Origin of the sequence: Mannheimia kashgarensis, assembly GCF_041807705.1 — a bacterium.
In the GTDB taxonomy this organism is placed as follows: Bacteria; Pseudomonadota; Gammaproteobacteria; order Enterobacterales; family Pasteurellaceae; genus Mannheimia.
The window spans coordinates 126442-138792 of the sequence record NZ_JBGTYY010000001.1 but is presented as its reverse complement, the minus strand read 5'-3'; the positions used below and the strand labels follow the sequence as shown (position 1 = coordinate 138792).

Genomic DNA, 12351 nt, shown 5'->3' with positions numbered 1-12351 from the left:
GATGCGTGATTGTAGCACGGTTTTCTGTTAGATTAATGCAGTAAATTTAAACAACCTAAAATAAGACTATGGCAAATACAATTTTTATCTATTCAAAAACCTTAAATGATCGTGAAATTGAGCAATTTTCAACGCATGCAGAGGCTAACTTACTGAAACAAGAGGTCTATTTAGACTATAAAATTGCATTTTTTTCAACAAATTTGACCGCTTACGAATTGCGTGAAACGGCTCAACAAATCAATGCAGATATTAGCGATCTGAATATTATTCCGAACTTAAACCAAGCAGGTTTACTGTTAATGGATATGGATTCAACCGCCATTAAAATTGAATGTATTGATGAAATTGCGAAATTGGCTGGGACGGGGGAGATTGTGTCTGCGATCACTGCCAGTGCAATGCGTGGCGAGCTAGATTTCGAGCAAAGTTTACGCAAACGTGTTGGTACACTTGAAAATGCACCAGAAAGCATTTTGCAAAAAGTTCGAGAAAATCTACCGCTTATGGACGGCTTTGAGCAAATGGTGTCGATTTTAAAAGCGAACGGCTGGAAACTGGCGATTGCCTCTGGCGGATTTGACTATTTCGCCGATTACTTGAAAGAAAAATATGGCTTAGATTTTGCTGTATCGAACCAACTGGAAATTATTGATAGCAAATTAACAGGTAAAGTTTTGGGTAAGGTAGTAGATGCTCAACATAAAGCGGATACGTTACAACAGCTTGCTAACCAATTTAATATCCTACAAAATCAATGGGTTGCGGTAGGTGATGGGGCGAATGATTTACCAATGTTAAAAACCGCCAGTTTAGGCGTTGCTCTACACGCCAAACCAAAAGTACAAGAACAGACGAATTTTGTGGTAAACTTTGGTGACTTAACCGCATTATGTTTATTACTGAATGCGAAGAATTTATTTCAAAATTAATGGAGAACAAAAAATGCCATCATTTGATATTGTATCTGAAATCACAATGCACGAAGTACGTAATGCGGTTGAAAATGCAAACCGTGTGTTAAGTACTCGTTATGACTTCCGTGGTGTGGAAGCGGTGATTGAGTTAAACGAAAAAAATGAATCTATCAAACTAACAACAGAATCAGACTTCCAACTAGAGCAGTTAATTGAAATTTTAATCGGCTCTTGCGTAAAGCGTGGCATTGAGCATAGTTCGCTTGATATTCCAGCGGAAAGTGAACATCACGGCAAACTTTACTCAAAAGAGATCAAGCTCAAGCAAGGGATTGAATCAGATATGGCGAAGAAAATTACTAAGCTGATCAAAGATTCAAAAATCAAGGTTCAAGCCCAAATTCAAGGCGAGCAAGTGCGTGTAACGGGTAAATCTCGTGATGATTTACAGGCAGCTATTCAATTAGTGAAAGGAGCAGATTTAGGGCAACCTTTCCAATTCAATAACTTCCGTGATTAATTAAAATGCGAGTGGTTGTTTTTTGTAAAAAATTTGCAAAATACGACCGCTTGTAACTTGAGGGGAAAGAGATGAGCAAGCAAACCGAAAAGAAAAGCTGGTTTAAAAAAGCGTTAGAAAAATACGATAGTTTCTGTAATGAATTGGGGGTAAATCAAGGTGCGTGCCGAGGTTGTGTGCCGGTGGTTAAGTTTGATCCAGAGCCTGAAAAAGAGCAGAAAGTTGAAAATAATAAAGAATAAAAAAATCCCCTTGAGTCTTATCAAGGGGATTTTGTTTGGATATTAGTAGCGAGTGATTGCAACTAAACCGTGAGTAGGATTAATCTCTTTTAAGCTACCGTTATCGACAAATTTTACTCTGCCTGAGGTTTCCAATACTTTCTCGATCATCTCATCAACAATGTCTTCATAAGTATTTTCTGTTTGCTCGAAAGACCCCTCAAGCTCGTTTAATTTACGACCATCTTCGCTTACTTTAGCTGAAATATGTAAATCTTCCTCAATTACTAGAGTTTCAACTCGTCCGTCAATACAAGCCTGCCATACTTCATTTAAATCACTAACGAAGCGGTTATTGCCTTGTGATGCGCCAATTTCATCAAAGATTTTTTGGCGTTCAGCGTGTAAGGCATCTTTAATTTGTGGCCAAATGGTTTTAGCAAGTTCGTGTTCACTTTCATTACTTAAACCGCTGTTGATATAGAGCATAATATCATCGCTGTTACGAGCACCATCTCTGAAATGACCGATATTGCGATCTACACCTACAACTACAATAGGGGCTGGTGTTGCTTTTTGCGCTTCAACTAACGCATCGCCAATTTCTCTCATATGATCAGTGACGATTTGATCTCTAACGTGGCTGATATCTTGCCCAGGGCTTGCAGTTGCAATCACATTTTCAAGTGAGAATGGGAAACCATAATCTTCAACTTCATCTAAAATATCTTTATGACCGACAAATAAACGTGTTCCGTTTTCACTTAATATCGTTAATAAATATAATGGACTACGATTCATTGCATAAACTAAATCACGCGTTACAAAGTTATCTTCAATACTTGCGCGTTCTGGTAAACGGAATGGTAATTTATATGAAGCACTAAATTCATTACTTGCAAAAATAACTAAACCGTCTAAATTATATTGATGATCTACTTCATCAGCTAAACGTTGAATATTTTCAACAATATTTTGTGTTTCTCGTTTATCAAATTCTGACTCTAAACGATTAACAACATCTTGCACTAAATTTTTTAGACGAATAGCATCTTTTTCATTATCTGGTGCAGTACGATTTGTTGGTAAGGTAATAGTTACACTTGGATAAGAGTGTTTTGCTTGGATTTCCTTAATTTTTTGTAAATTCATTAAATTCTCCTTCCTGAATTTATTTAGTTTATGGACATTTTATTAAAAATAATTGTAAGCGCTTATAGTTATGGACTTATAATATTTTGAAAAGTTCATAAAAAATTGAAAATATTAAAAAATTATTTAATATTTTCAATTTTTATTTATTTTATAATTTTAATTAAATAAAGTTTAATGCTTAAATTTAATATAAATAAGAGCTGAATAATTATCAGCTCTTCTCTTATAATGCTAATTAAGTATCTTTCTTGAAGTTTTGACCTAATTCAATTTCTTCATTTAAAATTGGAATTAAATCTTCTACTTGTTTTTTCTCAAAATCGCTTAATTCACCAATTGGTAGCACTTCTATCAAACCATCTTTACCTAAGCGAATTGGGTAAGCAAAGAATGCTGGCGAGGTTTCTCCGTTGGCATTATCAACATAAGCGTAGCGAATAACGTCTTCGCCAACTAACCCTCTTACCAAGCCAAGAGCAAATTCTGCACCAGCTTGTGCCATTGATAATGTTGCTGAACCGCCACCTGCTTTTGCTTCAACCACCTCAGTACCTGCATTTTGAATGCGATGTGTTAATTGCTCAATTTGCTCCTGGGTAAATTCAAGTTTTAAGCCATTTACCGTTGCTTGTGAAAGCAATGGAAGAATGGTTGTGCCTGAATGTCCGCCAATCACAGGAACTCTTACATATTTCACATTCACATTTTTAGCTTCAGCTACAAAGGTATTGGCACGGATTACATCTAATGTAGTTACGCCAAAGAGTTTGTTTTTATCGTAAACGCCTGCTTTTTTCAACACTTCAGCTACAATAGGAATGATGGTATTAACTGGGTTAGTGATAATTGCGATACACGCTTTCGGGCAAACTTTTGCTGCTTTTTCCACTAAGTTATATACGATAGTTGCATTGACATTGAATAAATCCGCACGCGTCATACCAGGTTTGCGAGCAACCCCTGCAGAAATCACAACTACATCCGCATCTTTAAGTGCATCAGTCGGATCTTCGCCTGCAAAACCTGTTACCTTAACATCTGTTGGGATATGACTTAAATCAACCGCAATGCCGGGTGTAACAGGAGAGATATCATAAAGAGATAATTCAGATTTAGCAGGTAAATTGAGTTTTAATAGAAGTGCTAATGATTGACCAATGCCACCTGCAGCACCTAAAAGAGCGACTTTTTTACACATAAATTTCTCCTAATAAGTTATGGAAGTTTAGACCAATTTAGTGTAAGGCAAATTTTTTGGGGATTCAAATAGCAAATCTCATTTTTGAGACATAGAGCAAATTTTTTATTTGATTTTCACTTGGTTTGTTGATTTATTTGCATAGATAAGCAAGAATGATGAATAATTTTAGCTTTTTTATGAATAAGAGAATGATTGTGGATAAGGTAGATAATTTATCAGAAGCGTTTAAATCGCTGTTGCGAGAAGAAAAATTCAGCTCACAAAGTGAAATTGTAGCCGCATTACAAGAAATGGGGTTTGAGAACATTAACCAATCTAAAGTTTCTCGAATGTTGTCTAAATTTGGAGCAGTTAGAACGCGTAATACTAAAATGGAAATGGTCTATCAACTGCCTGTAGAATTAAGCGTGCCAACAACATCAAGCCCACTCAAAAATTTAGTAATAGACATTGACTACAATGATGCCTTAATTGTGGTGAGAACCAGTCCGGGAGCCGCTCAACTGATTGCTCGCTTACTGGATTCAATGGGAAAAGCAGAAGGCATTTTAGGGACTATAGCAGGTGATGACACTATTTTTATTACCCCAGTTCGTCAGGTTTTAGTCGAAGATTTAATTAAAAATATCACGGAGCTATTTGAAACATCGTTGTAGGTAGCTAGATTGTAAGCAAAGCAGTAGCGTGGCAAGTTTGCCCTTTCTTTATAAGGAGATAACTTATGAATATTCTTATTACGGGTGGTACGGGCTTTATTGGTACTGAATTAATTAAAAAATTAAAACCTGAAAATCATTACTTCACACTTTTAGTTAGGGATAAAGAAAAGAAAAGTGATGATAAACAGATCACATATTGCTACTCACTTGATGAATTTTCTGATTTAAACAACTTTGATGCGGTTATCAACCTTGCAGGCGAGCCGATTTTTAATAAGCGTTGGACGGAAGAGCAAAAGCGTAAACTTATTGAGAGCCGAGTTAAAGTTACCAATAAACTCAGCGAATTAATTAACGCAAGTAGTAATCCACCCCATACTTTCCTCTCAGCTTCGGCAATCGGCATTTATGGCGATTTGCCAAAATCTGCAAATTTTTACACAGAATCGACCGCTTGTTATCAAGACTGCTTCACGAACTACCTTTGCGAGCAGTGGGAAGCCTCTGCATTAAAAGCCGAAAGCGATAAAACCCGAGTGTGTTTAATTCGCACGGGCACGGTATTTTCGCCAGAGGGCGGAGCATTAAAGAAAATTTTACCGATTTATAAATGTGGATTAGGCGGAAAACTTGGTTCGGGCAAACAGTATTGGGCGTGGATTAGTCGCCGAGATCACGTACAAGCGGTCATTTTTTTGCTAAAAAATGCAAATTGTTCAGGAGCTTATAATTTTGTGGCACCAAATCCAGTCAGAAATGAGGAATTTAATCGTATTTTAGCCAATGCTGTTAATCGCCCTGCTTTCTTTACTGTGCCTGAATTTGCCTTGAAATTAGGCTTAGGAGAACGAGCTTGTTTGGTGTTAGATAACCAGCAACTTGTTCCAGAAAAACTACTCGCAACAGGTTTTGAATTCCAAGATCCAATTTTAACGGAGAACATTTTCTTAAACCCATAATTTAGGCTATAATGCTGTATAAAAGCACAGATTAAGGGCGATTATGGATTTCTCATTATTATTAGATGGTTTAAATGATAAGCAGCGAGAGGCGGTTGCAGCTCCTCTTGGCAATTACTTGGTACTTGCAGGAGCAGGCTCTGGTAAAACACGGGTTTTAACTCACCGTATTGCGTGGTTAATTGGCGTAGAAAATGTGCCAGAATCGAACATTCTCGCCGTTACCTTTACCAATAAAGCCGCAGCAGAAATGCGACACCGTATTGAGCATACCCTTTCCCAATCAGGCGATAATCGCCTGTTTGGTATGTGGGTAGGCACTTTCCACAGCATTGCGAACCGTTTACTGCGTTCTCATTATTTAGATGCCGATTTACCCCAAGATTTCCAAATTATGGATACCGAAGATCAGCAGCGTTTGCTCAAACGCTTGCTGAAACTGCACAATATTGATGAAAAACATTTCCCACCTAAACACGTTGCGTGGTATATCAATGCTCAAAAGGACAAGGGCAAACGAGCCAAAGATATCGAACACCACAACGATCCCAATGAGAAAAAGTTGGTTGAGATCTATCAGATCTACCAAGAGGCGTGCGATCGTGCTGGCTTATTAGATTTTGCCGAGCTGCTTATTCGTGCTTATGAGCTATTCAAACACAAACCTGCGATTTTGCAGCGTTATCAGCAACGCTTTCAACAGATTTTGATCGATGAATTCCAAGACACCAACAACATTCAGTACGATCTTATTCGCTTATTAGCAGGCGATGTCGGCAAAGTAATGATCGTAGGCGATGATGACCAATCGATCTACGGTTGGCGTGGAGCTCAGGTGGAGAATATTCAGCGTTTCTTAAAAGATTATGACAAGGCTCAAACCATTCGTTTGGAACAAAATTATCGCTCAACAGGCAACATTTTAAGCTGTGCCAATGAATTAATTGCTAACAACGACAATCGTTTAGGCAAGAATTTATGGACGGACAGCGGCAATGGCGAGCCTGTGGATATTTACTGTGCTTTCAATGAGTTAGACGAAGCTCGCTTCGTTGCCTCCCAAATCAAACAGTGGAAAGAAGATGAAGGTGATCTAGCTGAATGTGCGGTGCTTTACCGTAGTAACAGCCAATCTCGTGTGATCGAAGAAGCCTTAATTCAAGCCAATATTCCATACCGCATTTATGGCGGTATGCGATTCTTCGAGCGTCAAGAAATTAAAGATGCGTTAGCTTATTTACGCCTAATTGCCAATCGCCAAGACGATGCTGCCTTTGAGCGAGTGATTAACACCCCAACCAGAGGCATTGGCGACAGAACCTTAGACACACTTCGCCAAATTACCCGTAACCGCCAAATTACTTTATGGCAAGCTATTCAAGTGGCGGTTCAGGAAGAACAACTTTCAGGCAGAGCGGCTTCTTCGTTACTCCGATTTGTGGAGTTGATTAATGCTCTAGACCAAGAAACCGAGCAGATGTCTTTAGCCGAACAAACCGATTATGTGATTAAAAAATCGGGCTTGTATGAAATGTATAAGCAAGAAAAAGGAGAGAAAGGCGAAGTTCGCATTGAAAACTTAGAAGAGCTAGTAACTGCTACCAAACAGTTTGTGAAGCCTGATGAAGCAGACGATTTAACCGATCTCACTGCCTTTTTAACTCACGCCTCTCTTGAAGCAGGCGAAGCACAAGCCTCTCAACACGAAGATTATGTGGAGCTTATGACGCTACATTCAGCCAAAGGCTTAGAGTTCCCTCGTGTCTTTATGGTGGGCGTGGAAGAAGGGATTTTCCCAAGTGGAATGAGCTTTGATGAAGGCAGATTGCAAGAAGAACGCCGTTTAGCCTATGTAGGCATTACTCGTGCGAAGAAAAAACTGACCATTAGCTATGCCGAATCTCGCCGTTTATACGGCAAGGAAGAACGCCACGTTCCTTCTCGTTTTATTGCAGAGTTGCCAGAAGAACATATCCGAGAGGTGCGTTTAAGAGGCTCAATTAACCGTGCGGCGAGTTTTAATCAATCTTCCACATTTGCAAAAAATCCGCAAAAAACGACCGCTTCCATTTTGAATGATGATAGCTGGAAAATGGGGCAGAAAGTCAATCACGTCAAATTCGGACAAGGCACGATTATTAATGTGGAAGGCTCGGGAGAGGCAACCCGCTTGCAAGTTGCTTTTATCGGTAACGGCATAAAATGGCTGATTGCAAAAATGGCGAATTTAGAGAAGCTATAAACGAAAAGTCCGGAATTTCTGGACTTTTTCTTTAATCATTAAACGGATTTTTGTTTTAGGATAGTGTAAAGCTGATCTTTTAGATGCAGCTTTTCCTTTTTGAGCGTTTCCACTTCTTCGTGAGTGGCGATCTCAATATTGGCTTCCATATTTTTAATACGCTGATCTAGCTCATTATGTTTGTCAAACAAGCGAGAAAAATGTGCATCGCTTTGTTTTAATTCTGTAATTAAATCACGAAATTCGGGAAACATATTTAACTCCTAGTTGTTGTTTGTCATACTCATAGCAAAATACTAGCATTTTTTCGTGATTTTACGCATAAATCTTTCTGATTTTTTGAACTTGATCACAAAATTTATATCGAAAATTAGTATGTGTGATAACCCTATTTAAGGCTATAATAGCCACCATAACTTTTATCTTTAGGATACCAAATAATGCGTTATAAAGCGGTCTTTTTAACACTGTTCTCTCTACTTTTAGGAACAGCAAATGCAACTTGGAAAAAAATTAACGATGTCAATTATACTTGGGGACCGTTTAATATCTACCACATCACGCTTTTTACTGAAACGGGTAGTTATGCGGAAGGCACACGTCCGTTAATGCTTACCTTGCAATATAAAAAGCCGTGGGAAGGACGCGATTTTGCGGCTTCTTTGCCGAGAACTTGGAATAATTTAGGCATTCAGCTCCCTGAACAGCAAGTTGATGGAGTGATTACTCGCCTGAGAAAAACATTCCCTGATATTAAGCCAGAAGATACCTTGCACTATATTGCTTTAGAAGATCGAGGTTACTTTATTTTAAATGATCGAGTAGTATCTGAGGTTTTTAATAAAGAATTTAGCGATGCGATTGCGGCGATTTGGCTCGACCCTAAAATGGACATTAGCCGCCAATTATTAGATCCGTCATATAAACCAAAAGTGGAAGAACAGGACACGGAACAACCTGCGGAGCAAGTACCAACTGAACAAAACTCTGAACAAGTGAATGCGAAAGAAACAAAGGTTGAAGCTCCGCAAATACAAATAGAGAAGCAAACAGAAGATTTAACGAAAAAAGAGATAGACACTAATGAAGTTAAACTGAATTCTCAAGAAATAGATCTGCCTAAGCAAGAACAAGATACAGCTAATAAAAAAGACGAGAGTAGTCCTGAAAATAAAGCAGAAGAAAAGCCAAGAATGTTTAAGATTGAAAATCCTGAAGTTGTAATTTTACCTATTTATGATGATTTTGTAATGCTACAGAAGCATTACGCTTAATAAACAAGCGGTCGAAAAAATCCGATTTTTTGCAAATTTTTTCTAATTACTATGATTAGAAAATAACGTTAAGTTATTGATATATAAATTTATTTTACTATCGAATTAAGGACTAAACTATGAGCGATTTGCGTCAAGCAGCACTTGATTTCCACGAGTTTCCAAAACCGGGAAAAGTTGAAGTTACTCCAACCAAATCTCTAGCAACTCAGCGAGACTTAGCCCTTGCCTACTCACCGGGCGTAGCTGAGCCTTGTCTGGCAATTGAACAAGATCCATTAGCAGCTTACCGCTATACAGCAAAAGGTAACTTAGTTGCAGTAATCTCAAACGGTACAGCGGTATTGGGCTTAGGTAATATCGGCGCATTGGCAGGTAAGCCTGTGATGGAAGGTAAAGGCGTGCTATTTAAAAAGTTCGCAGGCATTGATGTATTTGATATTGAAATTAATGAAACTGATCCTGAAAAATTGGTGGATATTATCGCCTCACTAGAGCCGACTTTTGGTGGTGTAAATCTTGAAGATATTAAAGCACCAGAGTGTTTCTATATTGAGCAAAAACTGCGTGAGCGAATGAATATTCCTGTTTTCCACGACGATCAACACGGCACGGCAATTATTAGTGCTGCAGCAATCATTAACGCGCTGCGTATTGTAGATAAAAAAATTGAAGATGTTCGTTTAGTGGCATCTGGTGCAGGGGCTGCTTCAATTGCGTGTTTGAACTTGCTCGTTTCACTTGGTATGAAGCGTGAAAACATTGTGGTGTGTGATTCCAAAGGGGTGATTTACCAAGATCGTGATGATTGTATGGACGACACCAAAAAAGCCTATGCCATCATTGATAACGGCTGGCGTACACTAGCTGATGCTATGCCAAATTCAGATATTTTCTTAGGCTGTTCAGCGGCGGGGGCATTAACGCAAGATATGGTTCGCTCAATGGCAGCTCATCCGATTATTCTTGCCCTCGCTAATCCGAACCCTGAAATCACTCCGCCTGAAGCAAAAGCGGCACGCCCTGATGCGATTATCTGTACAGGTCGTTCAGACTATCCAAACCAAGTAAATAACGTACTTTGCTTCCCATTCATTTTCCGTGGAGCATTAGATGTAGGGGCAACCACCATTAATGAAGAGATGAAAATAGCGGCAGTGTATGCTATTGCAGATCTTGCCCTAGCAGAACAAAATGAAGTGGTTACTTCAGCTTACGGCGGCGAAGGGGCAACATTCGGAGCGGATTATATTATTCCTCGCCCATTCGATCCACGCTTAATTGTGCGTATTGCCCCTGCTGTTGCAAAAGCCGCAATGGATTCTGGTGTTGCAACTCGTCCGATTACGGATTGGGAAGGTTATATTGAAAAACTAACTCAATTTGTTTACAAAACAAGCTTATTTATGAAGCCAATTTTCAGCCAAGCGAAAGAAGACAAAAAACGTATTGTGCTTGCTGAAGGCGAAGAAGCTAAAGTGCTTCACGCTACTCAAGAGATTGTTTCAATGGGCTTGGCATATCCGATTTTAATCGGTCGCCCTGCGATTATTGAAGCTAAAATCAGAAAATTAGGCTTATACATTGTAACCGGCAGAGATTTTGAAATCGTCAATAACGAACAAGACGATCGCCACGAACACCTTTGGAAGCGTTACTATGCCTTAATGAGCCGTCGTGGTATCACAGAAGCGATTGCAAAACGAGTAACGACCTCAAATACAACAGTAATTGCTTCATTACTCGTTGAAATGGGCTATGCAGACGGTTTAGTGTGTGGATTGTTTGGTTCATATAGCCGCCATTTAGAAGCTATTAAAGATATTATCGGCATTAAAGAAGGCGTGAAAGTACCAGCTGCACTCAACAGCCTTGTGTTACCAACGGGGAATGTGTTCTTAACAGATACCTATGTAAATGCCGAGCCAACGGCTGAAGAGTTAGCGGAAATCACGCTAATGGCAGCTGAGGAGATAAAACATTTCGGTATTGATCCAGCGGTTGCATTACTTTCACATTCAAACTTTGGCTCTAATAACTATCTTGGTGCGCCGAAAATGCGTGAAACCTTACGCATTGTGCAAGAACGTGATCCTAGCTTAAATATTGATGGCGAAATGCACGGCGACTTAGCTCTTAATGAAGAGTTACGTTTAGCTCATATGCCAGATACCACCTTAAAAGGTTCGGCAAACTTATTAGTTATGCCAAATGTGGAATCCGCTCGCATCAGCTATAACCTACTGCGTGCAACCACAACGGCTATCACAGTTGGCCCAATCCTAATGGGGGTGAAAAAATCAGCTCATATTTTAACGCCTGTGGCTTCTGTTCGCCGTATTATCAATATGGTAGCGTTTGCAGCGGTAAAAGCTCAAACGCAAGCTTAAAATCTACAAGCGGTCAAAAATCTGCAAAAAAATGCAAAAATTTGACCGCTTGTAACAATAATAAAAAAATCTGCACTTTAAACAATAAGGTGCAGATTTTTTATATTAAATTAGAGTAGGATTTTTTCTAACTCAGCACTCACTTCTTCAACAGGTTTTGTACCGTCTAAACGCTCATAACGAGTGTTACCTGCTTCCGCTTCTGCGGTGTAATAAGCAATTAATGGTTTAGTTTGTTTGTGATAAATCGCTAAACGCTCTAATACTGTCTCTGCTTTATCATCTGGACGGATAATTAAATCTTCACCTGTTACGTCATCTTTACCTTCTACTTTTGGCGGGTTATAAACCACGTGGTAAGTACGACCAGAAGGTTGATGCACTCGACGACCGCTCATACGCTCAACAATTACTTCATCAGCCACATCAAACTCAAGCACTAAATCAATTTTTACGCCTGATTCTTTTAATGCGTCCGCTTGCGGAATAGTGCGAGGGAAACCATCTAATAAGAAACCTTTTGCACAGTCTGGTTGTGCAATACGATCTTTTACTAAAGCAACGGTTAATTCATCTGGCACTAACTTACCTTCGTCCATTAACGCTTTTGCTTGTTTACCAAGCTCAGTGCCTTCTTTAATTGCCGCACGGAACATATCTCCGGTTGAAATTTGCGGAATACCGAATTTGTTCATAATAAACTGAGCTTGAGTACCTTTGCCTGCACCCGGTGCGCCTAATAAAATTACTTTCATCTGAAACCTCAATAAACTAAAAAATAGAATAAATAACTTAGGCAGTAACCTTACCGAT

The 12351-nt window shown here is 39.1% G+C and carries 12 protein-coding genes; 8 read left to right on the top strand and 4 right to left on the bottom strand.

Translation table 11 applies throughout. From position 1 onward, the window contains the following. Positions 1–68: 68 nt before the first annotated feature. The 3 genes from serB to ACERCF_RS00665 all read left to right on the top strand — a co-directional run bounded on the left by serB (position 69) and on the right by ACERCF_RS00665 (position 1679). Positions 69–932 (top strand): phosphoserine phosphatase SerB, encoded by an 864-nt coding sequence (gene serB / locus ACERCF_RS00675; RefSeq protein ID WP_373610367.1) that lies wholly within the window; start codon positions 69–71, stop codon positions 930–932. Between the two features lie 13 nt (positions 933–945). Next, positions 946–1437 carry a YajQ family cyclic di-GMP-binding protein gene (locus tag ACERCF_RS00670; RefSeq protein WP_334237072.1) on the top strand — a complete coding sequence of 164 codons (492 nt, stop codon included), beginning with the start codon at positions 946–948 and terminating at the stop codon, positions 1435–1437. Positions 1438–1508: 71 nt separating this feature from the next. Continuing rightward, entirely contained in the window at positions 1509–1679 is a 171-nt protein-coding gene (locus ACERCF_RS00665; protein ID WP_373624265.1) for a DUF5363 domain-containing protein, read from the top strand. A 42-nt stretch (positions 1680–1721) separates the two neighbouring features. Here ACERCF_RS00665 and ACERCF_RS00660 read toward each other — a convergent pair whose 3' ends face one another. Together ACERCF_RS00660 and mdh are read right to left on the bottom strand one after the other, a co-directional pair. Then, the gene (locus tag ACERCF_RS00660; RefSeq protein ID WP_373624264.1) at positions 1722–2810 is read right to left on the bottom strand and encodes an AOC03_06830 family ribosome hibernation factor; all 1089 of its coding nucleotides are present in this window, start codon (positions 2808–2810) and stop codon (positions 1722–1724) included. 238 nt (positions 2811–3048) lie between these two features. Further along, on the bottom strand, positions 3049–4011 hold the full coding sequence (mdh, locus tag ACERCF_RS00655; protein WP_373610370.1) for a malate dehydrogenase: 963 nt from the start codon (positions 4009–4011) through the stop codon (positions 3049–3051). A gap of 197 nt (positions 4012–4208) precedes the next feature. Between mdh and argR the strand changes: the two genes are divergently transcribed. The 3 genes from argR (at position 4209) to uvrD (ending at position 7874) form a co-directional block, all read left to right on the top strand. Further along, positions 4209–4670: a transcriptional regulator ArgR gene (argR, locus tag ACERCF_RS00650; protein WP_373610501.1), complete on the top strand. Its 462-nt coding sequence runs from the start codon at positions 4209–4211 to the stop codon at positions 4668–4670. A 65-nt stretch (positions 4671–4735) separates the two neighbouring features. After that, positions 4736–5632 carry a TIGR01777 family oxidoreductase gene (locus ACERCF_RS00645; RefSeq protein ID WP_373610371.1) on the top strand — a complete coding sequence of 299 codons (897 nt, stop codon included), beginning with the start codon at positions 4736–4738 and terminating at the stop codon, positions 5630–5632. A gap of 43 nt (positions 5633–5675) precedes the next feature. Beyond that, positions 5676–7874: a DNA helicase II gene (gene uvrD / locus ACERCF_RS00640; protein WP_373610372.1), complete on the top strand. Its 2199-nt coding sequence runs from the start codon at positions 5676–5678 to the stop codon at positions 7872–7874. A 38-nt stretch (positions 7875–7912) separates the two neighbouring features. Here uvrD and ACERCF_RS00635 read toward each other — a convergent pair whose 3' ends face one another. Then, the gene (locus tag ACERCF_RS00635) at positions 7913–8128 is read right to left on the bottom strand and encodes a YdcH family protein (RefSeq protein WP_373610373.1); all 216 of its coding nucleotides are present in this window, start codon (positions 8126–8128) and stop codon (positions 7913–7915) included. A 186-nt stretch (positions 8129–8314) separates the two neighbouring features. On the opposite strand from ACERCF_RS00635, the gene ACERCF_RS00630 reads away from it, so the two are divergent. Together ACERCF_RS00630 and ACERCF_RS00625 are read left to right on the top strand one after the other, a co-directional pair. Then, complete coding sequence (locus ACERCF_RS00630) at positions 8315–9148, top strand: cell envelope integrity TolA family protein (RefSeq protein WP_373610374.1); 834 nt, start codon at positions 8315–8317, stop codon at positions 9146–9148. A gap of 119 nt (positions 9149–9267) precedes the next feature. Then, complete coding sequence (locus tag ACERCF_RS00625; protein ID WP_373624263.1) at positions 9268–11538, top strand: NADP-dependent malic enzyme; 2271 nt, start codon at positions 9268–9270, stop codon at positions 11536–11538. Between the two features lie 110 nt (positions 11539–11648). Here the strand turns inward: ACERCF_RS00625 and adk are convergent, their stop codons facing one another. Then, a complete protein-coding gene (gene adk / locus ACERCF_RS00620; RefSeq protein ID WP_283386295.1) occupies positions 11649–12293 on the bottom strand; it encodes an adenylate kinase in 645 nt (214 codons plus the stop codon). Positions 12294–12351 lie beyond the last annotated feature (58 nt).